This window comes from Flavobacterium sp. (genome assembly GCF_047602195.1).
Taxonomy (GTDB): domain Bacteria; phylum Bacteroidota; class Bacteroidia; order Flavobacteriales; family Flavobacteriaceae; genus Flavobacterium.
In genome coordinates this window covers 87903-111360 of record NZ_JASGHW010000001.1, presented here as the reverse complement: position 1 = coordinate 111360, position 23458 = coordinate 87903, and the positions used below count along the sequence as shown (strand labels likewise).

The 23458-nt window shown below is 48.0% G+C and carries 32 protein-coding genes; 29 read left to right on the top strand and 3 right to left on the bottom strand.

The window, feature by feature from the left end:
* Positions 1-125 precede the first annotated feature (125 nt).
* The 28 genes from truA (at position 126) to QM717_RS00490 (ending at position 18873) form a co-directional block, all read left to right on the top strand.
* Entirely contained in the window at positions 126-998 is an 873-nt protein-coding gene (gene truA, locus QM717_RS00625; RefSeq protein ID WP_415033792.1) for a tRNA pseudouridine(38-40) synthase TruA, read from the top strand.
* A 21-nt stretch (positions 999-1019) separates the two neighbouring features.
* Positions 1020-2780 (top strand): ABC transporter ATP-binding protein, encoded by a 1761-nt coding sequence (locus QM717_RS00620; RefSeq protein ID WP_415033790.1) that lies wholly within the window; start codon positions 1020-1022, stop codon positions 2778-2780.
* 7 nt (positions 2781-2787) lie between these two features.
* On the top strand, positions 2788-3153 hold the full coding sequence (locus QM717_RS00615; RefSeq protein WP_415033788.1) for a hypothetical protein: 366 nt from the start codon (positions 2788-2790) through the stop codon (positions 3151-3153).
* A 149-nt stretch (positions 3154-3302) separates the two neighbouring features.
* Positions 3303-3872, top strand: coding sequence for a DUF2238 domain-containing protein (locus QM717_RS00610; protein WP_415033786.1), 570 nt, complete (start codon positions 3303-3305; stop codon positions 3870-3872).
* Positions 3873-4051: 179 nt separating this feature from the next.
* Entirely contained in the window at positions 4052-5440 is a 1389-nt protein-coding gene (gene lpdA / locus QM717_RS00605) for a dihydrolipoyl dehydrogenase (RefSeq protein WP_415033784.1), read from the top strand.
* Positions 5441-5713: 273 nt separating this feature from the next.
* On the top strand, positions 5714-6091 hold the full coding sequence (locus tag QM717_RS00600) for a DUF805 domain-containing protein (protein WP_415033782.1): 378 nt from the start codon (positions 5714-5716) through the stop codon (positions 6089-6091).
* 124 nt (positions 6092-6215) lie between these two features.
* Positions 6216-6566 carry a pentapeptide repeat-containing protein gene (locus QM717_RS00595; RefSeq protein WP_415033780.1) on the top strand — a complete coding sequence of 117 codons (351 nt, stop codon included), beginning with the start codon at positions 6216-6218 and terminating at the stop codon, positions 6564-6566.
* 12 nt (positions 6567-6578) lie between these two features.
* Positions 6579-7055 carry a hypothetical protein gene (locus tag QM717_RS00590; protein WP_415033778.1) on the top strand — a complete coding sequence of 159 codons (477 nt, stop codon included), beginning with the start codon at positions 6579-6581 and terminating at the stop codon, positions 7053-7055.
* Positions 7052-7774 (top strand): hypothetical protein, encoded by a 723-nt coding sequence (locus tag QM717_RS00585; RefSeq protein ID WP_415033776.1) that lies wholly within the window; start codon positions 7052-7054, stop codon positions 7772-7774. Before QM717_RS00590 ends, QM717_RS00585 begins: the two co-directional genes overlap by 4 nt.
* Entirely contained in the window at positions 7771-8199 is a 429-nt protein-coding gene (locus QM717_RS00580; RefSeq protein WP_415033774.1) for a protease inhibitor I42 family protein, read from the top strand. Before QM717_RS00585 ends, QM717_RS00580 begins: the two co-directional genes overlap by 4 nt.
* Before the next feature lie 16 nt (positions 8200-8215).
* Positions 8216-8743, top strand: coding sequence for a hypothetical protein (locus tag QM717_RS00575; RefSeq protein ID WP_415033773.1), 528 nt, complete (start codon positions 8216-8218; stop codon positions 8741-8743).
* Between the two features lie 23 nt (positions 8744-8766).
* Complete coding sequence (locus QM717_RS00570; RefSeq protein ID WP_415033772.1) at positions 8767-9321, top strand: RDD family protein; 555 nt, start codon at positions 8767-8769, stop codon at positions 9319-9321.
* A gap of 89 nt (positions 9322-9410) precedes the next feature.
* The gene (locus tag QM717_RS00565) at positions 9411-10007 is read left to right on the top strand and encodes a hypothetical protein (RefSeq protein ID WP_415033770.1); all 597 of its coding nucleotides are present in this window, start codon (positions 9411-9413) and stop codon (positions 10005-10007) included.
* Between the two features lie 4 nt (positions 10008-10011).
* Positions 10012-10431 carry a contact-dependent growth inhibition system immunity protein gene (locus tag QM717_RS00560; protein ID WP_415033768.1) on the top strand — a complete coding sequence of 140 codons (420 nt, stop codon included), beginning with the start codon at positions 10012-10014 and terminating at the stop codon, positions 10429-10431.
* The gene (locus QM717_RS00555; protein WP_415033766.1) at positions 10424-10942 is read left to right on the top strand and encodes an O-acetyl-ADP-ribose deacetylase; all 519 of its coding nucleotides are present in this window, start codon (positions 10424-10426) and stop codon (positions 10940-10942) included. The genes QM717_RS00560 and QM717_RS00555 overlap by 8 nt, the downstream gene beginning before the upstream one ends.
* The gene (locus tag QM717_RS00550) at positions 10939-11433 is read left to right on the top strand and encodes a hypothetical protein (protein ID WP_415033764.1); all 495 of its coding nucleotides are present in this window, start codon (positions 10939-10941) and stop codon (positions 11431-11433) included. The genes QM717_RS00555 and QM717_RS00550 overlap by 4 nt, the downstream gene beginning before the upstream one ends.
* An 18-nt stretch (positions 11434-11451) precedes the next feature.
* Complete coding sequence (locus QM717_RS00545) at positions 11452-12081, top strand: YiiX family permuted papain-like enzyme (RefSeq protein ID WP_415033762.1); 630 nt, start codon at positions 11452-11454, stop codon at positions 12079-12081.
* 52 nt (positions 12082-12133) lie between these two features.
* On the top strand, positions 12134-12538 hold the full coding sequence (locus QM717_RS00540) for a hypothetical protein (protein ID WP_415033760.1): 405 nt from the start codon (positions 12134-12136) through the stop codon (positions 12536-12538).
* Entirely contained in the window at positions 12535-13086 is a 552-nt protein-coding gene (locus tag QM717_RS00535; protein WP_415033758.1) for a hypothetical protein, read from the top strand. The genes QM717_RS00540 and QM717_RS00535 overlap by 4 nt, the downstream gene beginning before the upstream one ends.
* A gap of 63 nt (positions 13087-13149) precedes the next feature.
* Entirely contained in the window at positions 13150-13500 is a 351-nt protein-coding gene (locus QM717_RS00530) for a hypothetical protein (protein ID WP_415033756.1), read from the top strand.
* Positions 13501-13507: 7 nt separating this feature from the next.
* On the top strand, positions 13508-14149 hold the full coding sequence (locus QM717_RS00525) for a class I SAM-dependent methyltransferase (protein WP_415033754.1): 642 nt from the start codon (positions 13508-13510) through the stop codon (positions 14147-14149).
* A gap of 9 nt (positions 14150-14158) precedes the next feature.
* Positions 14159-14677, top strand: a complete 519-nt coding sequence (locus QM717_RS00520) for a GNAT family N-acetyltransferase (protein WP_415033752.1) — start codon at positions 14159-14161, stop codon at positions 14675-14677.
* 51 nt (positions 14678-14728) lie between these two features.
* A complete protein-coding gene (locus QM717_RS00515) occupies positions 14729-15535 on the top strand; it encodes a hypothetical protein (RefSeq protein WP_415033750.1) in 807 nt (268 codons plus the stop codon).
* A complete protein-coding gene (locus tag QM717_RS00510) occupies positions 15513-15920 on the top strand; it encodes a hypothetical protein (protein WP_415033748.1) in 408 nt (135 codons plus the stop codon). The genes QM717_RS00515 and QM717_RS00510 overlap by 23 nt, the downstream gene beginning before the upstream one ends.
* Before the next feature lie 29 nt (positions 15921-15949).
* On the top strand, positions 15950-16468 hold the full coding sequence (locus QM717_RS00505) for a GNAT family N-acetyltransferase (RefSeq protein WP_415033746.1): 519 nt from the start codon (positions 15950-15952) through the stop codon (positions 16466-16468).
* Positions 16469-16574: 106 nt separating this feature from the next.
* Positions 16575-16742, top strand: coding sequence for a hypothetical protein (locus tag QM717_RS00500; protein WP_415033744.1), 168 nt, complete (start codon positions 16575-16577; stop codon positions 16740-16742).
* Positions 16743-16751: 9 nt separating this feature from the next.
* Complete coding sequence (locus QM717_RS00495; RefSeq protein ID WP_415033742.1) at positions 16752-17627, top strand: hypothetical protein; 876 nt, start codon at positions 16752-16754, stop codon at positions 17625-17627.
* The gene (locus QM717_RS00490; protein ID WP_415033740.1) at positions 17614-18873 is read left to right on the top strand and encodes a TPR end-of-group domain-containing protein; all 1260 of its coding nucleotides are present in this window, start codon (positions 17614-17616) and stop codon (positions 18871-18873) included. The genes QM717_RS00495 and QM717_RS00490 overlap by 14 nt, the downstream gene beginning before the upstream one ends.
* 82 nt (positions 18874-18955) lie before the next feature.
* Here QM717_RS00490 and QM717_RS00485 read toward each other — a convergent pair whose 3' ends face one another.
* From QM717_RS00485 to QM717_RS00475, 3 genes are read right to left on the bottom strand one after another with little or no spacing between them, the layout of a single operon-like run.
* On the bottom strand, positions 18956-20005 hold the full coding sequence (locus QM717_RS00485; RefSeq protein ID WP_415033738.1) for a hypothetical protein: 1050 nt from the start codon (positions 20003-20005) through the stop codon (positions 18956-18958).
* A 12-nt stretch (positions 20006-20017) separates the two neighbouring features.
* Positions 20018-21169 (bottom strand): GldL-related protein, encoded by a 1152-nt coding sequence (locus QM717_RS00480; protein WP_415033736.1) that lies wholly within the window; start codon positions 21167-21169, stop codon positions 20018-20020.
* A gap of 36 nt (positions 21170-21205) precedes the next feature.
* Complete coding sequence (locus tag QM717_RS00475) at positions 21206-21565, bottom strand: PadR family transcriptional regulator (protein ID WP_415033734.1); 360 nt, start codon at positions 21563-21565, stop codon at positions 21206-21208.
* 488 nt (positions 21566-22053) lie between these two features.
* Between QM717_RS00475 and QM717_RS00470 the strand changes: the two genes are divergently transcribed.
* A complete protein-coding gene (locus QM717_RS00470) occupies positions 22054-23457 on the top strand; it encodes an alpha-amylase family glycosyl hydrolase (RefSeq protein ID WP_415033732.1) in 1404 nt (467 codons plus the stop codon).
* Position 23458: the final 1 nt, after the last annotated feature.

Here is a 23458-nt window from a genome sequence, read left to right as displayed (position 1 = left end):
AGGCATTTCATCCCAACAAAAAAACTGAGGCGCTCAGCTACTCAGGCACTCAGGTACTTCAAACAAATTAACATTTTCTTACACCATTTAATCCCTATCTTTGTCCGTCCAAAAACACAAACAACTTGCGCTATTTCATCGAATTCGCCTATAACGGAGCGGCCTACCACGGCTGGCAAAAGCAACCCGACGCCGTCACGGTACAGGGCGTGCTCGAGCAGAAATTATCGATGGTGTTGCGCACCGAAATCCAGCTCGTAGGCGCAGGCCGTACCGATGCCGGTGTTCACGCCAGCCAACAGTTTGCGCATTTCGATTACGACGGTACACTCGATTCCAGAAAGTTTACCTACGGATTGAATGCGTGCTTGCCCAAAGCCATCGCGATTAAGAATTTGCATGCGGTGCACGACGAGGCCCACGCGCGTTTCGATGCGAAGAAGCGCAGTTACGAATACCACATCCACCAGTTCAAGGATCCGTTCCTGAACGATTTCAGTTTCCAGTATTTGTACCGGCTCGATGTAGCCAAAATGAATGCCGCCGCGGCTTTGTTGTTCGACTACACCGATTTTGAATGCTTTTCGAAAGTCAAAACCGATGTGGGCACCTTCATCTGCCAGATTTATGAAGCGCAATGGACTGAGAACAATGGCAAACTGCTGTTCAAGATCACCGCCGACCGTTTCCTGCGCAACATGGTACGTGCCATCGTCGGGACGTTGATCGATGTGGGATTGGGCAAAAAATCGCTCGACGATGTCAAACGCATCATCGAGAGCAAAGACCGTTGCGAGGCCGGGTTTTCGGTACCCGCGCATGGTTTGTATCTGACCGAAATCGTTTATGACTATATCGACGCCCATAGCCCCGATTGCAGCGAAAATCCTTTTGTGAGGAACGAACAAAAGATTGCAGCGGAAAGCGGGAAAGAGCTCTTGAAAAAAACTCAGGCACTCCAAAATGACACGAGCGAAGCGACTGCACGAGACCATTAAAAAACAAATAAAAATTAACGAGTGAAAGCAAAAGCATTCGACACCCAAATATTCAAACGCATCCTCGAATACACCAAACCGTATCAATCGCGCTATTATGCCGTGATCGCGTTTGCGATTTCGCTGTCGATTTTTGCGGCCTTGCGGCCGTACCTGCTCAAGGAAACGATCGACAACTATGTGACCAACCGCGACAGCCACGGGCTTTTGATGTACATTATTTTCATGGCCGTGGTGTTGCTCGCCGAGGTGTTCTCGCAGTTTTACTTTGTATTCTGGGCCAATTGGCTGGGGCAGGACATCATCAAAGACATCCGCAACAAATTGTTCCGGCACATGCTCAGTTTCAGGATGCGCTATTACGACAATGCGCCGGTGGGACAATTGGTGACGCGTTCGGTTTCGGATATCGAGGCGATTGCGCGCATCTTCAGCCAAGGATTGTTCATGATCATCAGCGATTTGATGAAAATGGTCGTCGTGCTCATTTTCATGTTCTACATGAACTGGAAACTCACTTGGATCGTGATCATCGCGATGCCGATATTGGTTTATGTGACGCGGATTTTCCAAAAGAAAATGCAACTCGCCTTTGAAGAAGTGCGTACGCAGATTGCCGCGATGAACACATTTGTTCAGGAACGCGTAACCGGAATGAAAATCGTCCAGCTCTTTAACCGCGAGGACATCGAGGCCGAAAAGTTTGCCGAAATCAACGCCAAGCACAACAAGGCGTGGATCAAGACGATTTTGTACAACTCGATTTTCTTCCCGATTGCCGATATTATTTCGTCGTTTACTTTGGGATTTGTCGTTTTGTACGGCGGCATCAACATCTTGCACGGCGATACGCTTACGACTTTTGGGGATTTGTTCTCCTATACGATGTTCATCGGAATGTTGTTCAACCCGTTGCGCCAGATTGCGGACAAATTCAACGAGATGCAGATGGGGATGATTGCGGCCAACCGCGTGTTCGAGATTCTCGATACGCAGGACCAGATCCAGGATACGGGAACGCATGAAGCACCGGATTTCGAAGGTAATATTCAGTTTAAAGACGTACATTTTGCCTACATCGAAAACGAGGAAGTCATCAAGGGCATTTCGCTCGATGTCAAGGCCGGCGAAACGGTGGCAATCGTCGGTTCGACAGGCGCCGGGAAATCGACCATCATCAACTTGCTCAACCGTTTTTACGAGATCAACGCCGGGACGATTTGCATCGATGGCAAGAACATCAACGAATATACCTTGGGTTCGATCCGCCGCCAGATTGCGGTGGTGTTGCAGGATGTGTTTTTGTTTGCCGATACGATCCTGAACAACATCACGCTCAACAACCCAAACATCACGATGGAAGATGTCGTGACGGCCGCCAAACGCATCGGCGTACACGATTTCATCATGACCTTGCCCAACGGTTACCATTACAACGTCAAGGAACGCGGCGTCATGTTATCGTCAGGCCAGCGCCAATTGATCGCATTTTTGCGTGCTTATGTTTCCAATCCGAGTATCTTGATTTTGGATGAGGCGACTTCTTCGATCGACACCTATTCGGAGGAATTGATCCAGCGTGCGACCGAAACCATTACGCAGGGCCGAACCTCGATTGTCATCGCCCACCGACTCGCGACGATTGTCAACGCCGACAAGATTGTCGTGATGGACAAGGGATTGATTGTAGAACAGGGTTCGCATGCCGAATTACTGAACCGCACCGAAGGCTATTACAAGAATTTGTATTACTCACAGTTTTTGGTCGAGGAAAGAGGCTAACCGTCCGATGAAAACGTCTTATCCCATAGCCTTGACCCTTTACGGCATTGTGCTGACAGGTTTATTGTTGTTCGTTTTGATGATGTCATTGGGCACGAAACAAGACGCCCAATTTACCACAGCGCATTATCTGATTTGTTTATTTGTCGTATGGAATGTGGCGGGTTTGGTTGCATTGCCGTATGCGGGGAAATTGACACGGTTGTTAGCGATTTGTAATACTGTACTGCTTTTGCTGGGCCTCGTCTTTGCTTTGTCCATTGTGTTCCCGATGGATTTGGGTTGGGGCACCTGCGCTTTTTGGGTTGTCTTTGTCGGTTCGGCTGTTTTTTTATTGAAGGAAAATGTCCGGTCGATCCGCTTCAAACGATAAACCCGCGGCAGCCCATTCCAACTAATTCCCAAAATGTATATCTTGCAGGCGTAACCAACAACAAACCCATGGCTTTCACCCTTGCAATTTCCAAAGAACGATCTGGTTTAAAACAAAATCATTGGCTTAAAATTTTTATTGCCGTTTTCGTGGTTTGCTGGGCCAACTCCTACATCGGCAACACCGACGATGCGAATTGGTTTCTCGAAAACACGCTCGTTTTTCTCTTTCTCGGTTTCCTGACTTACACCTACAAACGCTACCAGTTCAGCGATTTGAGTTATTTGCTCATTTGCGTGTATTTGTGTCTGCATGTTTACGGTTCGAAATACACTTATGCCGAAAACCCGTTCGGGTATTGGCTCAAGGACGCGCTCGATTTGTCGCGCAACCACTACGACCGCATCGTGCATTTCAGTTTCGGTTTCCTGCTCGCCTACCCGATGCGCGAGATGTTCCTCAAATGGTTCCAATTCCCGGCCTGGGTCGCATGGACCTTGCCGATCGAAATCACGTTGTCGATCAGCGGATTCTACGAACTCATCGAATGGGCCGTCGCCGATGTATTCTTTGAGGCACAGGGCGCCGCTTATCTGGGCACGCAAGGCGATATCTGGGATGCGCAAAAGGACATCTTTCTCGCGTTTTCAGGAGCCATTCTGGCGACGACAATCGTTTCCATCACGAAGAAAATCTTCCACATCCACGAGCCGTTGTAAAGCGGATCCGGAATTTTGTTGGGAATGTGTGAAACTTTCCCACGAAACTTTTCTGGGAGCAAATAAATCCCTAATTTCGTACGCGTAATTTTTAAGAACAATTCTGATCAAATCAATCTGTATATGAAATGAGCTTTTGCGAATTCCATTTTTACAAAAAATAAATAAACATACTAAAAATGAAATACGATGTTATAGTTTTAGGAAGTGGCCCGGGCGGCTATGTTGCTGCCATCAGGGCGGCACAGTTGGGTTTCAAAACCGCTGTTATTGAAAAGGAAAACTTGGGCGGCATCTGCCTCAACTGGGGTTGTATCCCGACCAAAGCGCTGTTGAAATCGGCGCAGGTTTTCGATTACCTCAAGCACGCTTCCGATTACGGACTTACGGTAAATGCTTACGACAAAGATTTCGGTGCTGTCATCGCGCGTTCGCGTGGCGTAGCCGACGGCATGAGCAAAGGCATCCAGTTCCTGATGAAAAAGAACAAGATTGATGTGATCGAAGGAACCGGAAAACTCAAACCCGGTAAAAAATTAGACGTCAAAGCCGCAGACGGCAACACGACCGAATATTCAGCCGACCATATCATCATCGCTACTGGCGCACGTTCACGCGAATTGCCGAACCTGCCACAAGACGGTGTAAAAGTAATCGGTTACAGACAAGCGATGAATTTGCCGAGCCAACCGAAATCGATGATCGTTGTCGGTTCGGGCGCGATCGGCGTTGAATTCGCGAGCTTCTACCACAGCATGGGCACCGAAGTCACGATTGTGGAATTCATGCCAAACGTCGTTCCGATCGAAGACGAGGACGTATCGAAACAATTCGAGCGTTCGATCAAGAAATCGGGCATCAAGGTCATGACGAATTCTTCTGTTGAACGCATCGATACCACCGGAAACGGCGTAAAAGCGTTCGTTAAAACAGCCAAAGGCGAAGAAGTGTTGGAAGCCGACATCCTGCTTTCTGCCGTTGGCATCAAAAGCAACATCGAAAACATCGGACTCGAGGAATGCGGCATCGCAACCGACCGCGATAAAATCCTGGTCAACGATTTCTACCAAACCAACATTCCGGGTTATTACGCCATTGGCGATGTGGTTCCCGGACCAGCCTTGGCGCACGTGGCTTCGGCCGAAGGCATCACTTGCGTCGAGAAAATCGCAGGTTTGCACGTGGACAAAATCGACTACGGAAACATTCCGGGTTGTACGTATGCGACGCCCGAAATCGCTTCTGTCGGCTTGACCGAAAAACAAGCCAAGGAAAAAGGATACGAACTCAAGATCGGGAAATTCCCGTTCTCGGCTTCCGGAAAAGCCAAAGCGGCCGGTACACCGGACGGATTCGTCAAAGTCATTTTTGACGCGAAATACGGCGAATGGCTCGGCTGCCACATGATTGGCGCCGGCGTGACCGATATGATCGCCGAAGCGGTCGTGGCGCGCAAACTCGAAACCACCGGACACGAGATCATCAAGTCGGTACACCCGCACCCGACCATGAGCGAAGCCGTCATGGAAGCCGCAGCCGATGCGTACGGCGAAGTCATCCACTTGTAAGATAATCATTCAACAATAAGAAATCCGTTGGCCAACCCCAACGGATTTTTTTTTGCTTTAAGGTGAAATTTATGTTTTAAACGGTATCAAAGACAGTTGTAACTTTTTGGATATTTGGACCTTAGCACAAAATCCGCGATCCAAAAGCGGTGGCGTAACCGAAAAGCCATACGAGTAGGACCAACCAATCCGGGGTATTTGATCAATAGAGACATGTCCAGTGGACATTCGGCAATCAAATCAGTTGCAGCGGAATAAAAACCCAACTTAACAATGAACTGGTATTTGAAAGTTTTAAAACAATTCGCCGATTTCAACGGTCGTGCAAGAAGGAAAGAATATTGGATGTTCGTCCTTTTCTACTGTATTTTTATGGTTGTCGCCACCATGATTGATGGCGGCCTCGGCATCAACATTGGCCCCTCGCCTTACGGTTACATCACTGTGGCCTATCTGTTGGCGATGATCGTTCCGTCGATTGCCGTGGCAGTAAGAAGGCTGCACGACGTGGGCAAAAGCGGATGGTTTATATTGGTCTGCCTGATTCCGGTCATCGGTAGCATTTGGCTGCTGGTGCTGTTGGCCAAAGAAGGCGATGCCGTTGACAACCAATACGGACCAAATCCAAAAGGAACAAACGCTCTGGCCTAAATAATCCGTCCTTATTGATACCATCCGTCCTGAACCATCAGGGCGGATTTTTTTTTTTGCCCCAATTCGGCTAAAAATTTTATCTTCGGTATCCGGCTGAATTCATCGACATCCCACAGCAAACATGGAAAGCAAAGACATCATCGAACAATACCAAAAAGAGCAGCGTTATTTTTCGGGCCTCGATCTGGACAATGGAAATTTCGAAGGACAACATCTGGAAGGGATTGTTTTCGAAAATTGTTTTCTATATTCGAGTTTCAGCAGGGCGAACCTCAGCGGCGCCAAGTTCATCAATGGCAACCTCAAGACCTGCGATTTTCGCGAAGCCGACTTGACCGATGCGCATTTTGAAAACGTATCGGTGGAAAATGCTCTTTTTGCAGGGGCCAAAAAAGACGGTACATATTTCAACAACAATTGGTGCTACGGCCAGCCCGTAACACAAAACGATTTCGATAACTGGAAAGATTAACCACAACCGGACATGGAACAAAACGAAGCACAAAAAAAATACGACCGATTGCGCCTATTACTCGACAAGGCCATCGAAAAATACAACGCAATCTCCTGCCCTTGCGCCTTTCCAAGGTATTTGCAGTTAACCGGGATCAATTGTACCAAAAGTGGGAATTCTTTCGTTTGTTATGAAACCGATCTGTTGATCTCGAAATCAAAGCCTTTCTTTGACATCGGGGAAAGCACACGAACCGATGAAAACCGGAATGAAAAATGGACCTGCAAGAAATGTGGATCGGTGTACGAGTTTGGCTGGTCGGATTTCAGCATCCACGTCAACCGCCAAAAATTGGAGCCGGCAGCACTCAAAGTCGATCCGGTTGGCAAACCCGTACAAAACCCAATTCCATTATTTATGGGACTTTGGGGACATTCCTATCCGTCCAAATCCCAGATGACGACGGTAGATTACGAAGAATTTGAAAAATACATTTTAGAAGAATGAAGGCAATCGCAAACATCCTGCAAAGCAAATGGTTCTTTATCGGCTTCGTACTATTGATCCTAATCCTGATCAGCCAAGCCGATGTGGGAACCTGGGGACTCAACAAAACTGTGGGATGGGCTTGGGATTTGACCAACCTGAAAACAGCGCTGCCCGTTTTCCTGGGCTTGCTGTTGGTACTGACCTATTTTTTCAAGCACAGCCGGTCCATAATCATCTTGCGGACGGTCTTGCTATTGTTCTTTGCCTTGTCTTTTCTGGCGGGTTGCCAAAGAAACCCATCTGGAAAACGGACTACAACCGCGGATGGGCAAAAGCGCCTCGACATGATTTCGTACGGAAAGACAGCCCAATTTTGTGATAGCTGCGTGAGCACTTTGGTCGTCGAACACATGGAATGCACCGAATGCAAGGACCTTTTGGTCGACAGCGGCACCGTATTCATCACCGCAAAAATATTGCGTCAAATCGAGCTCCATTTGGCCAAAGACAGCAAAAAAGGGAACGCACGAACCAAACTCAACGCCATAGACTTGTATTTTGAGGATCCAACCGATTTCAAGAAATTATGGGGCGATACCATCAGTTGGAAAAACTGGGGCCGAAAATACCGCGTAAAGGGAAGCATCGCCAAATATGACAAAGGCGCCCTTTATTTCAAGATGGATGCTTACGAAATTTTAGATACGGCTTATGCCCAAACATTCGACCGACCATGAAAATCCTGAAAATCTTGCTGGCCAGTATGGGTGTCCTTGCAGTGACATTCGCTTCTTTGTATTATACCGATACCTACAATTATTACGAATTGGGGGAAAACGACCACTTTGATTTAAAAGTGGGCCAAACCGTATCGGTCAAGTTCGATGAAAACCCATCGACGGGCCACCAGCATTGTTGGATCAATCAAAATACCGCTTTTGCCGTGGAAAAAGTAAGCCAGCGGTATGATCGCGGACTCCGATCCAAACTGGGCTACATGGGTGCGGGCGGGAAATTGACGATGGTGTTCAAGGCGGTAAAAAAAGGAAAGGAAATGATCATCATCGGGAATTGCCCCACGAGCATCGAACAAAAAACCTGCAAGGATTTCAATACGGCCAATGCGGCCGCCTCAAATGTGTTTTACCTCAACATCGAATAACATAAAATTTAAAAAAATGAAAACTTTGATCACCCTCGCCCTGTGCCTGCTGTTGGTTTCGTGCAACGACAAAAAACCGACCGGCCCGCTGCCCTTTTTCCATTTTGACGAAATCGATTATTACCACATCGGTATTTCGGAAGAAGAAGCCACCGAAATGAGCATCAAACAAGACAAAACCCGCAAAGAACAAGCCTTGCTGCAGATCATCAACGGCAATGTCCCGGTCAACACACGCGATACCTTGTTCATCAACAACATGGACATCCTTCGTTTCGAAAAACACGACATCGACCCCAAGTTCAATCCGCAGTTCGCCGATTTGTTCCGCGTCCGTGAAAATGTAAAGCCTGAAGCCGTGTCCTGTATTTCGGTTTATCGCGACGTGTTGGTGTTCCGGCAAAAAGACAAGGTCGTCGGTGTGGCCAAAATCTGTTTCGACTGCGGTACCGATGAGATTGTGGGTTCGCGCTACGACACTTCGACTTTCGGAGAAGGCGGCGATTATGAAAAACTCGAGGCCCTATTGAAACAGGCCAAATAAGAAAACACCACCAAACAAACACCATGAAAAAAATCACCGAATTGACCGAAACCAGGCTGCGAACGGTTTACAACACCGACGCCTACGGCAACCGCGAGCGCGACGCCGAAGAATGGATCTTTACAAGACAAGTCAAAACCATCGAATCCCCAAAGCGTTTCCTGCATTACGTGGTCGACAATTTCATCATCCAAAGTGTCTTTTTCGGCATCGAGTCGGTCGGCGAGATCATTGCGGGAAAGATTGGACTATTCATGCTGGGTTTCATCAACCTGCCTTCGTTTCTGGTATTGTATATCGGCTATTATGCGATTACCGAATTGCTGTTCCAGCGGTCGCCCGGAAAATTCCTGACCAAAACAGTCGTCATCGACGAATACGGCAACAAACCCGAATTGGGGATATTGCTCTTGCGCAACGCACTTCGGGTCGTTCCATTTGAAGCCTTGTCTTGTCTCGGCGACAAATACAGCTATGGCTGGCATGACAAATGGTCGAAAACCTGGGTCGTGACCGAATCCGAACGCGACGAACTCAAAAGATTGCAGCTCGAAAACGAAAATGAGATTGAAGCCTAACACCTTGTTTTTCAATCCAAAAAAAGTTTATCTTTAACCGACCGGGCCCCAATCTCGTTTTCAACCTCATCACAAAAACAAAACGTATCATGAAAAAACTACTCCTTTTGGTTGCCGGCTTGTTTTTATTTTTGACGGGCTGTGGCAGCGACGACGACAATTCAACCGATATGCCGCAATCGGTACCGCAGAATTTTTCACTGGACAACAACAATTATTCATTGCTCGCCTTTCAAGGCATTACCGAAGCCAAGATGGAGGGCGTGTACACGTTCAACGGGATTGCCTACACGCGTTCGCAGGTGACCCTCATCGGCATGATCGGGTTTACGACCACCGCGACCGTTTCTTTCGATCTGTATTACAAATCCAATATGTCGATTGCCGGTACCTATGAAATCTACGACGACATCGAAGGCGAAGAAAATTATGAACAATACATGGAAGGCCGCGACCGTTCGTGCGAAGGCTGGACCTCGGCCGGTGTGGTTTTCCAGAACATGGGCGGCGACCAATTGCACGCGAACAACCCGAGCGGCAATGTGACCATCACGGTCAACGGGCCCAACAATTATACGATCCAATACACCGGCAATTTTAAACTGTATGAGGACGGATTTACGTTTGTGCGCAATGTCCCCGCATCGGTGAACATCACGGGCGATGTCCAAGTCCATACCCAATAAAAAAATGAAATTCGAAAAAAACTGGCCACACAAAACGCTCGAAAGCCTCGAGAAAAAAATTTGGCCCGCCGACCAAGGCGAGTCGCACCTGATCACTACCTGTCTGGCCTTGCGCAAAAAACAACTCAAGGATTTTACCACCGAAGACCTGCGCATCATGATCAGGCAGGAAATCGGGCTCGAATACCTGATCCCAATGGCGATTGAGGTACTGTCGCTTGATCTTTTCGCCGAAGGCGATTTGTATCCGGGTGATTTGCTCAGCAGCGTATTCAGCATCGATACGGTGTTTTGGGATACGCACAAAGACTATTGGGAACAACTCGACGAAATCACCAAGCACCACCGTAAAATGATCGCCAAACAAGGAATCAAGACCGAGAAATTCGATGCCAGCCAACACAACCCGCAAAGCCATGATTGAAGTCATCCGGGAAGACATTACCAAAATTTGCGTTGATGCGATTGTCAACGCGGCCAATTCCTCGCTGATGGGCGGCGGCGGTGTCGATGGTGCGATCCACCGCGCGGGCGGCAAGGCGATTCTTGAAGATTGCATGAAAATCGTCAACCGCCAAGGCAAATGCAAAACCGGCGAAGCGGTCATCACGACAGCCGGAAACCTCCCGGCCCAATATGTAATCCATACCGTTGGGCCAATCTGGAATGGCGGCAACAGCAAGGAACGCGAAAAATTGGCCAATTGTTACCGCCATTCACTCGAGCTGGCCGTAGCCAATCAATGCGATTCGGTGGCATTTCCGAGCATCAGCACCGGAGTGTATCGTTTTCCCAAAGACCAGGCGGCCCAAATCGCCGTGCAAACCGTACGCGAATTCCTGGCCATCCATCAAAAACCCGCAAAAGTCATTTTCGTGTGCTTTGATGAAGAAAATGAACAACTGATCGCCGACCAACTTAAAGACTTCCCATGAAAAATGCGCTGCTCTTTCTTGTGCTGTTCTTCGCCTTAAAAAACTATGGACAGGAAGCCTCCAAAAAACGCGAATTCGCTTTTTCCCCCGGCATCTTGTGGCAAGACGAAATATTTGCCGAGGCCAATGTTTTGGTCGGAAAAGTCATCATTGAAAAAGCCATGGTCGGCATGTCAGGGATTACCGCAGGTCTGGAAACCAATTTCAAAAGCGGTCACGAATTTACGGTCGCACCCAAAATCGGGATTGAATCGGATATGACCATTGCTTCGGTACGGCTTTCGGCCATCAATTATTTTCAGGATGGAAATTCGGAATTGCGGCTGGTGCCCGAAATTGGGTTGTCCTTCGGCGGATTCGCCAACCTGACCTACGGTTACGGATTTATATTGGCCAACGATCACATCCAAAATGCCAGCCAGCACCGTTTGTCGCTGCGGTTTACATTCAACAAGAGACTAATCCGCGAAGGTTTGCCGTTAATGTATTGAACCGTCAAACTTTGGGTGATGAAAAAAATTAAAATTTTCTTGTTGGTTTTGTTGGTTTTGGCCGGTGTTCTTTACGCCAGGGAGCAATTTTCCGTGGACGATACGCAGGCGTTCAAAAATGGCGACATCATTTTCCAGACATCGACTTCTTCGCAAAGCCGGGCCATCCAATTGGCCACACATTCGAAATATTCGCACTGTGGTTTGCTGTTTCGCGAAAACAACCAACTGTATGTTTTCGAAGCCATACAACCGGTGCAGAAAACCCCTTTTGCACAATGGGTCAAACGTGGAAAAAATGGGACATACGTCGTCAAAAGATTGAAGGACGAAAAGGTACTGACGCCAGAAGTGTTGGCCAAAATGCAACAGATCGGCAAACGATTCGCCGGAAAAAACTATGACCTTACCTTTGAATGGTCGGATGACAGAATCTATTGCTCCGAACTGGTCTGGAAAATTTACCAGCGCGCCGCCGGAATCGAAGTCGGCCGGCTCCAAAAGTTGAAGGATTTCGACCTCAGCAGCAAAGCAGTCCAGGCCAAGATGAAAGCGCGTTACGGCAACCGGATCCCAAAAAATGAAACCGTGATTTCGCCGGCCGCCATTTTTGAAAGCGAATTGCTCGAAACCGTCCGATCCAGATGAGGCAACTTTTGCCTTTGGATTGCGTTATATTTTTAACTCTAATCCCAAAGCGATGAAACTATTGGTCAAAATCTCCCCGTTATTGTTGTTGGCGGTTTGCTGTACCGAAAAGAAAACCAGCCCTTATCCCGATGCCGATTTTGCCGATCGTGTCGTCAATTTTGCCATTGAAAGCTACAGCAGCCAATACATCGAACTGCCCGAATTGTATCCCGAGCCCGCGCGTTTGGTCCCCGAGGAAAAAGACGACCACTCGATCCTGGCCGACAAGCTCCAATTACGCGGTTTTCAATTTAAAAATGTTTCCACCGCCAATTTTCCGTTGCAGGGACGCCGCATCCGAACGATGGTTCTTGAAAACGAAAGCTGTCGCTGCGAGGTGGGCAAAATCTATTATTCTACGGGCAATATCGCTGAATATTTGCGCACCGAACGCATCAAATGCGCGAAAAAATGAATCGTCAAAAACGCTTGTTGCTGATTGTTTCGGCGTTGTTGCTGTCGGTTTTTATTTGTCGCGGATGGCTTTACAGGCAATTAATTGATTACCGTACAATCGGGCAGCGGAACCCTGTTGCCGCGGGCGCCGGACTCCAAAAAATGATCGATGAGCGTGCCGAAACACAAACCAACGACATCGACCAGATTGTATCGCTTTCCTTATCGATTACCGCCGAACATTTGCACTTCAGTACCGCCAAATGCGGCACCGATCCCAATGCGCTTGTCCAAAGCAAAGCTGCTCATTGCGTGGGTTATGCCGCATTTTTCACGAGCTGTTGCAACCAATTGATCCACAAAAACGGACTGCAGGGAAAATGGATCGCCGAACACCAAAAAGGGCAATTGTATGTCCTGGGTTTCAACATCCACAGGCTTTCTCCTTCGGCGTTTTGGAAAGACCATGATTTTGTCCTGGTCAAGAACCAACAAACCCGGGAGGTCATCGCGATCGATCCGACTGTGGACGATTACCTGATGGTGGATCGCGTGCGTTACCGTTAAATCGTTCGGCAGATTTCGGCAGATTTTCTTAACTTCGTCAGGATCAAAACAAAAATCAATCCCATGAAAACGATATTTGTCCTTATAGCTGCGGCTTTCATTTGGCTCTTGCCACAGGAAACTCCTAAATTAAACGGTCATTTCCGCATCGAATTCGATAAAAAAAACGGTCAGCCTGCTTACCAGATCACTTTCAACGACAGTACTTTCGTCAAGAAAATGCCCGATGCCATCACGTATAAAGGCAAAATCGAATACAGCAAATTCAAGGCGACCATCCGTCAGAATAAGGAGGACGACCCGATCGAGATCGACAACCGCGAAATCGGAAAAGACACGATCAAGTTTACGCTCAAAAGCAAACGCGACTTATCGATGACGCTCAACCGCGGCAAACTGATCAAAATCAAATAACCGGAACATGGACAAATCTACCGCAGCCGCGGCCGTTTTCGACAAACTTGCCGATGTTTACCAATCCAAGTACATGGACGTAAGCCTGTATGCCGATTCGCTCGATTTGTTCTGCCGACAGGCCAAGGCCGACGCACAGGTCCTGGAACTCGCCTGCGGTCCGGGCAACATTACGCAATATCTTTTGAATAAACGCCCCGATCTGAAAATCCTCGGTACCGATTTGGCGCCCAACATGATTGCCTTGGCGCGGGCAAACAATGCTTCGGCCCAATTCGAAATCATGGATTGCAGGCAAATCAATCGGATCCAGAAACAGTACGATGCCTTGATGTGTGGTTTCTGCCTGCCTTATCTCTCCAAGGAAGAAGCCTTGCAATTGATCGTAGATGCAGCCACCATTGTCAGGCCCGGCGGGATTTTTTACCTGAGCACCATGGAGGACGATTACGCCAAATCGGGGATTGAATTTTCAAGTTCCGGCGACAGTATGTTCATGCACTACCATGAATCCGGTTACCTGAAACAGGCGCTGGGGGACAACGGATTTGAAATTATCGATTGCCAACGCATCAGTTATGAACACCACAACAAACCCACGACCGATTTGATCCTTGTGGCTTCTAAATCAGCGCCGAAAAACATTTAAATTTAACCCATGGCTTCAGGAATCCAATACCGGAATGCGCGACCCGACGATGCGGTAAAGCTGTCGGTGCTGTTCAAGGTCGTTTACATCCAGACCTATGGCGTGGAGGGCGTTTCGGATGAGTTTGCCAATTTTATCGCGAAACAGTTTTCTGTCGAACGCATCTCGAACCTGATCCAAAACCAACCCGAGGCGCTCATTGTCGCCCAATACCAGGGCAACCTGGTCGGCGTTTGCGAAATCGCGTTTGCCAAGCCAAGCCCGGTGGGCAACATTACTGCCCCCGAACTCAACAAACTCTACATTCTCGAGTGGTTCTGCGGAAAAGGCATCGGTTCCCGCCTGCTTGAATTTGCCGAAAAAACCGCGCGCGACCAAGGCGAAACCCAAATGTGGCTTTGGGTACTGGAATCGAACCACCGCGCCATCGAATTCTACAAACGGCAAGATTATGTGACCATTGGCAACGCCTCGTTCCAGATGGAAACCAACAAATATGAAAACAAGGTGATGGCCAAAACGCTCTAAAAATTATGCTAGCAAAAGGATTCGCCAAAGAACTTGTGAAAAACCAAAGATATGTCTGGACCCCGATGGCTTTTTGAGTTTGAGGACCTCAACTGGTTCCCGCATACGATCCGGGAAAGCATGACCGATTTTTTGTGCCATCTGCTGCGGATTACCCATTTCTATGCTCCCGTCCTGCCCTTGATCCGCGAAGGAATGCAACGCTCAAAGACGACACAGCTAGTCGATTTGTGTTCGGGTGGCGGTGGCCCGGCGGCAGAAATCCTTTCGGGATTGGCCAAACCAAACACCAATGTCCACATGACGCTGACCGACAAATTTCCCAATACGAGCGCCTGGAAAATGCTGCAACGCAAGCATCCCCATATCGGTTTTATAGAAACTTCGATGGATGCGGCGCATCTTCCTTCTGATTTGAAAGGATTTCGTACGGTCTTTTCGGCCGTACACCACCTCGATGAAAAAACAATCACCGCCATTTTAGCGAATGCCGCCGAAAGCCGCAGCGGCATTGGTATTTTTGACGGAGGCGATAAAAATCTGCTGCCGATTTTGGGGATCATTTTGGTCCATCCGTTGCTTTTCTTTTTCCTGACGCCTTTTTTCAGGCCGTTCCGGTTCTCGCGTATTTTTTTCACTTACCTGGTTCCCATTATTCCGTTGTGTACGATTTGGGACGGGATCATTTCGATTCTGCGATTGTACCGTCCCGACGAACTGTTGGCCATCGCACAAAATGCCGGAATCGACAATTATGAATGGCACGCGGGCCAACGCAAAAATAAATTCGGGATGCAGGTAACCTATCTCATGGGTTATCCACAAACAACAAACGATGCAACGCAGGGATTATCTTGACCAACAAATCGAACAGCTCGGCCGGGTGTTGGCCCAGTTGCTGTCGGAAGCGATCGGATTCAAGAACAGGAGTTCCGAAGCGACCGATTGTGTAAATGCAGTGCTGCAAAAGGAACTCGGATGGGACACCGACGATTTACTTGAGATTCCCGAAACACAGTGGATCGAAACGTTGTTGGCCACGGGCAAGTTCAACTCGGCCAATCTCGAATCGTTCGCCGATTTGTTGCTGTGGCAGGAAAAACGGACGGACGATGCCAAGCGAAACAAATTGCTCCGCAAATGCCTGCTGATCTACGAGCACATCGATAAGGCCGACCGTATTTTTTCGGCCGAAAGACAGGCCAAGATTACATCGATCCGGCAAAAGTTGGCCGGGCAATAGAATTTGCTACCTTTACGCAAACCCAAAAAATGAAAGTTGCCGAAACCCAAAGATTGATCCTCAGACAGTTCAGCGTCGACGATGCCGAACAAATGTTCCTGCTCAACAGCGATCCCGAGGTCATCAAATACACCGGTGACCCGGCCTTTAAAAATACGTCAGAGGCGCGCAGTTTCCTCGAAAATTACAACCAATACCAGAAATATGGTTTTGGGCGTTGGGCCGTGACCGAGAAAATGTCGGGCGCATTTCTGGGCTGGTGCGGCCTCAAATATGACCCCAATATCGACCAAACCGATATTGGTTTCCGCTTTTTTAGGAAACACTGGAACAAGGGTTTTGCAACCGAATCGGCCTCGGCGAGCCTGATTTTGGGATTTGGATTGTACAACCAGCAAACCATCGTGGGTCGTGCGATGAAGGAAAATACCGCCTCGATCAAAGTGCTTGAAAAACTCGGGATGGCCTTCGAGAGCGAATTCGATTTTTACCGCGGGCATGGCGGCGTGATTTACCGCATCGACAAAGAAAATTTCCAAACGCTGTAACATTTCCCCATCTGTGTCGACTTACGGGTCAATCAATCATCACCCGGGGCACTGTTACATCTGCTTTAGCAAATTGTACGGAGCACATCGGACAAAATCAATCAAAATGAAATCAGTATTTGCAATCAGCCTCATCGCACTGATGCCGCTCCTGGCCCTCTATTCCCTATTCTATTTCGGTTCCCATCGCTTGAGGATCCTTTTCGATTTTACACGTAAAAAACAATTTGCCGTTTATCCGCATGCGGATGACAACGCCATTTCACTGTCGTAATCGTAGAAAATGAAAAAGGCGATCAAGATTGGTTTTGCAGCGATTGGGCTGCTGACCGGGACATTTGTGCTGCTGCTGTATAGCGGAATCATTTGGCGTTCTCCAAAATTTTATCCCGTTAAAACGGAAAAAGATTTTAGTGTTCCCATTATGGATATGGCGGCCTATGACACTTTGGGCAATCATCCGCGGCCATACATTTACCAAATTTCCAAAGGGGCCGGGGCCGTTTATGTGTTGGGCATCGAGCACACGAAGGATCCCAACGACGCACAGATCAAAAAAATGGAAATGCTGTGGAACAGTTTTCAACCCGATATTGCATTTGTCGAAGGCCGATTGGGCTTCCTGTTTAACGGTTTGCAGGATCCCGTAACCCAGCATGGCGAAGGCGGAAAAACATTTTCACTGGCCCAATCCAATGGGATTCCTTGTTTTTCCTGGGAATCGCAAAAAAACGATGAAGTCAAGATCTTGCTTCAAAAATACAACCCGCAGCAAGTGGCATTGTTCTATTCGTTGAGACCTTATTTCAGCGACTTCAGGTTTGGAAAACCCCAAAATCCTGAACAAAAATTGGAAGAATACATCGGCAGCCGAACCGATGTCGACGGCATCCGGAATCAAATCCGATTGGTGGCCCAAGTCGATAGCATCTGGAAGAAAGATTTCCCGGGGCTCAAAGATTGGCGGGACACCAGCGACCAATACGGCTGGCCCAAGGGTTACCTGTCCGAAATCTTTTCGCTGACCAACCAGATCCGTGACATCCACATGTGTTCGGCCATCATCGAGCAGGTCAACAAAGGCCAAAAAGTATTCATATCGATGGGATCGAGCCATGCGTTCCGAATCGAAAAAACACTGCGCCATGAATTGCAATAGACTGTTTTCAATCGGCAGAAACGGCGCGCTGTGGATTTTGCTACTGGTTTTTTCACCGGCAATCGCCCAAGTGTTCGAGACCCAAAAAGCCGACAGCCTGTACCGGGCGAAATCGTTCATCGAGGCAGGGAAATATTACCAAAAATCAGGCGATCTCGGTTGGATGAAAGCCCTGAAAAAAAACGGTTATTACAACGCGGCCTGCAGTTTTGCGCTGGCCCATGATACCGAAAAAGCCTTCGAAAACCTGAACCTGCTCGTCTCGAATGGCTATGCCAACAAGGCGCAGTTGGAAGCTGATCAAGATTTGGCCACCTTGCACACCGATGCCCGCTGGCCCAAACTAATCAACGCGGTCAAAAGACGTTTTGGCGATAGTCCGCACAATGCCAAATTCATCACCGCCGATCTCGCCAACTTTTACCGGGCTTTTGATCTGGCCCTGAAAGATTCGGCCAAAGCCAAAACCATCTTCCGCAAAGAATATTTCGTCAAGGGCAGTGACGGTTTGCAGGATTTTTTTGTCACTAAAATCAGGGACGAGGACCAATTCGTCAAAACCATTTTCAAATACAAGGATTTTTACGCCAAGGCCAGGCACACCGTATTGCAGACGACCGCAATCAAAGGGCCGGTTTACAAAAATGCCGCAGTTTTCGAAGATTTGTACCCGCAGGCGGTCTTCCCGGATGTGTATTTTTTGATCGGTAAATTCAATTCTAATGGGACGATTTCGGACAACGGCCTACTCATCGGCACCGAACAAATGAGCAAGACGCCCGATACCGACACCTCGAATTGGAACGCATGGCAACGCGAATGGATCATGGATTTCAGCCACATTCCCGTGACCGTGGCGCATGAACTCGTGCACTTCAACCAGGATGGGATGAAACGCGAAAACAGTTTGCTGTGCTATGCGATGATCGAAGGCTCTGCCGAATTCGTTGCGGCACTCATCACCGGTGAAACCGATGGCGATTACACCGCTTTCAAAGGCCGCGAGCAACAAATCTGGCAGGATTTCAAGAACGAGAGGCAACAGGATTTGTACAGCGAATGGATCCAGGCCAGCGACAAACGACCGCGAAATGCCCTATACTGGGCGGGTTACCTGATCTCGAAAGCCTATTATGAAAACGCTTCCGATAAAAAACAGGCCATTTATGACCTCTTGCACATCCAGGATTACGAAGCATTTTACCAAAAAAGCCAAGTGGAAACTTTCGTCAAAGCAATCAACTGAAATTGAACAATACAGATTTACAATCCGCATCCGAAAATAAAAATCCGCTCGTCAGCGGATTTTCGGGTTCAAGTGGAGGCCATTACTTTTGCACCAGCAATGCCTTTATCGTATCGCGTCCCATAATTCCGGACAGCGTCATCTGTTGATTTGATTTTTCCGAAAGGGAAGCATCCAAGGTATCGTGGAGCGTTTGGGGATAACGCCAGACGACTTTCATCTTTCGTTTGGTTTTGTCGTAGGTGAAACGGCCCACCTGCCAACGGTTTAGACTGTTGCGTTCGAACACCAGGTCGTGGTTGTTGTCGATGTACACTTTGGTGATCATGCTGTCGGCGCAATTGGTCAAATCGATTGGGCGGCGGTTGACCAACAATTCTTTCACTTCATACTTTCCGGTGATTTCGGGATGCCGATTGGGATAATCGTACAAATAAATGCAAGCCGACATCGGAAGAAAAATGGCCGAGATCCGAATCGTGTTTTTCATCATTTTCGATTCGAACGCGCTTTTTCGAAAGGCCGTAATTTTGTCCAAAAAGAAAGCGGCGATTTTTTTCCTTTCGATTCCCATCAGATAAACCAATCCGGCTAAAATCACCATGGCCTGGATCAAAGCGCCCGTTTCGACTTCATAAAAAACATCGATCAGGATGATGTTGGACACGACCGGAAACAAAACGAAAATACCCAAAAGCCGGGCTTTCCGAAACAGCAACAACAAGCTGCCAACGATTTGCATCGCGGCAATGATTAGCCCGAAAGTATACGAATACGAAAAATAAGCGATCGTAAACATTTCCCCGCTCAGGCTGCTGATGGTTTTGTCGAGCAATCCGTCGGGAGCGTAAAACTGCAGGTGGAAAATCTTGCGCCACGCGAACATGCACAAATCCAACGCGATGAAATAGCACAAGCCCGACTGGAAAAAACCCAATACCGTTGCCGAATCCATGCCGCGTTTTTCCTTCCAATGCCAAATCGGCACAAATCCCATCGAAGCGATAAAAACGACCAAGCAAATGATTCCCAAAATGTCCTGCTGTTCCCGAAATGGTAGGCGCGCCACTTCATGAAGACCATAGCAGGCATTGAGGCCCGTTAGAAAACAGACCCCAATTTTGTGTTTCAAAGACAGTTTCATTTATCGCGAGGCCAACAATTCGCGTTGGTTTTGCAAGACGACCATCTGGATCTGGATCAGGTCGTTGAGCGCCGTCTTGACACGGCCATCGGTTTCAAAAAGGGGCGCCTGCTGTGGAATCGACTGTACCTTTCCTGTCGCTTTTTGGTTGTAGGTTGCGATAAGGCTTTTGAGATTGCCCACTTTTTGCATCGCGTCCTTCGAATGGCCCAGGTAATCGTGCACGTAGGTATCGCTGATGTACGCATTTTTGCTTTCAAAATCATCGCCGATCGAATCGAAGCCCGTTTCGCTCTTGAGCAAGAATGCCTTGATCTCACGGCACAATTCTGCGATTTGCTCGCCTTCCTTGGCCAGTTCGGGGTCGATCGGGGCTTGTGAAAGCATCCCGATCTGGCGCGCTTCGGTCTTGACGATCTGTTCGTTGCGCAGGAAATGATTGGTTTCCATCGAATATTCCTTGCGGTTTCCGGCCGGCGATCGCATCAAGGTCAGCAACAATCCGCAACCGGCGAAAATAAGCACCGAAGACACCACGGTGTTGACCTTCGTCTCCGGATTCCGGATTCCCGCGAAGAAATAAATCGGCAGGAAAAACAATACCAGAATCAGGAAGGCCGAACTGACCATGACATTCGCACCCGGCCAATGCATGACCTTGAAAAGAATTCCAAGACTGATCAAGATCGCCGAAAACGTACCGATTCCGATAACGACCTTGTCTTTGACGTGCTTTTCTTCCTTGATCTTGAGCGTAAACATCAGTGGCAGGAACACCAGGCTTAAAATCGTCACGCCAAAAACGAGCATGACTGCGGCACCGGGCCAGTGCATGAATTTGAAAAGTAGTCCGAGGAACAGCACCGCGGTCGAAACACCACCGCTGATTAACATTATTTTTTTCATGATGTAGTAATTTTTATGGATTAATAAATGGATGGTTTCCGTCTCGATCTCCTTGAGTTCCGACTGGTAAAAGGTCGAAACCGTCTGTTGATAGAAACGCTCGAAATCCCCATCCTCCTCGAGGTTCTGCTCAATGATACAGCAAATATGATCCAACAGGTCTTGCTGCAGGCTGACCATCCCGACGCCACGTGCACTGATGTCATCGAGAATAAAATCTATTTGTGCGTCACTGATGCAATACATTTGTTCGCTTTTGATTTTTTTTGATTGAAACTTAAACTATTGCCCTACCACCGAAAGCTGGCCGCCCGGCTCGATGTCGAGCAGGAACTTCATCGTGTTCATAAAATCAGCGAGCTCACTGATCTTTTCATTGATTTTCGATTGGCCTTCGGGACTCAGGCTGTAGTATTTGCGCACACGCTTGCCGATGTACTCGGTTTCGGTCGTCACCAAACCTTCGGCTTCGAGTGCGTGCAAGGTGGGATACAGCGCGCCTTCTGTAATTTGTATTTTGCTAAATGTCAACTCCTTGACACGTTGCGTGATTTCGTAACCATACATGCGTTTGTTGGTTTCGAGTTGCTTGAGCACTATCGTTTTGAGCGTGCCTTTTATTAATTCTGAGGAATAGATCATTGTTTATATTTTATGGCGTTGCCGCGAAGGGCAATTCCGTTTTAATTTAAGTTATCGGCGCGGCCGGGCTTTTCGCGGTGCACGGCACCCAGCTTCAATCCCTAACGCAGACTTCGTTCGCAATTCATCATTCAAATCAACAACGCAAACATACATAAGAAAATTATGTATTTGCAAATTATGTATTAAAAAAATACACCCTTTTTTTGAAATCCTAGAATTGACGCAGGTTTCCATATTGCACTTTTAGCGCTAACCATCAACCATTTGCATCAAAAAGAATCCAAAAAGCCAAACAGTCGTCTATCCAAAGGATCCAAATCGGCGTCCGAAATTCGCGCGTCAGCAACACCAACGCGCGAAAAAGGAAAGGTATTTCTTGCAGCAAACGACAATCGAAAATCACCAAAAAAGCTCATTCTGATATGTAAAACTACTGGGGTTAAAAGAACCGATAATTCGTTATCTTTAACTCAAATCCTTTCGTTATGAATATACTTTCCCAAAGCGCGATGGCCATTCTCGTTGCGATTTCCGTTTTCTCGTGCAGCAAAACCGAAACAACAGTTACTCGAACCACAGACGATTCGCCCTACCAGCCCAAAGAATACGTCGCGCTCAAGCATCCCGACTGGAGCAAAAACGCAACGATCTACGAAGTCAACGTCCGCCAATTCACGCCCGAAGGCACCTTCAAGGCGTTCGAATCGCATCTGCCCCGGCTCAAACAAATGGGCATCGACATCATCTGGCTCATGCCGATCAACCCGATTGGTGTCGAGAAACGCAAAGGAAAATTGGGCAGTTATTATTCGGTCAAGGATTATTATGGCATCAATCCCGAATTTGGAACCAAGGAAGATTTCAAACACCTCGTCGACAAAATCCATTCGATGGGCATGCACGTCATTGTCGATTGGGTCGCGAACCATTCCTCGTGGGACAACCCACTGGCGAAAGACCATCCCGACTGGTATTCGAAAACACCCGAAGGCCATTTCCAGCCTACGCCCTGGTACGATTGGGACGATGTGATCGATTTCGACTACGACAATCCCGAACTGCGCAAATACATGACCGGCGCACTCAAATATTGGGTCAAGGATTTCGACATCGACGGTTATCGCTGCGATGTGGCGGGTTTTATCCCGGTGGATTTCTGGGAAAATGTGCGCTACGAACTCGACCAGATCAAACCGGTATTTATGCTTGGCGAATGGGAATCGCGCGACCTGCACAAAAAAGCCTTCGACATGACCTATTCGTGGAGTTTGTGGGAAAAGATGACCGCCGTCACGCGCGACCACAAACCATTGGCGGGGCTCGTAGAATACATGGCGCACGATGTGAGCACCTTTCCGCGCAACGCCTACCGAATGACCTTTACCGACAACCACGACAAGAATTCATGGGAAGGCAACCAGTATTCGAATTTCGGCGACGGACTCGAAGCGGCGATGGTGCTGGCCGGAACCGTCAACGGGATGCCGCTCGTGTACAGCGGCCAGGAAGCGGGGCTCAACCGTTCGTTGCAATTTTTCGACAAGGATTTGATTGAATGGAAACAACATCCGTTTGCGGGAATGTACCAGAAACTTTTCGAACTCAAACACCAAAACCAAGCGTTGTGGAATGGCGCAAATGGAGGCGAAATGATCCGTATCTTCAATGACAAACCACAACAGGTCATTTCGTTTTCACGTGAGAAAAACGGCGACCAGATTCTTTCGATCGTCAATTTCAGTGCGCAACCGACAACGGTTATTTTGGATTCGAAATACCAAAAGGGAAATTACAAGGAATGGTTCAACCAAACCGATTATAAAATCAAAGGCGCCGATGCATTTACATTGGCGCCTTGGAAATATCTCGTTTTGGTCAAACAACAATAAA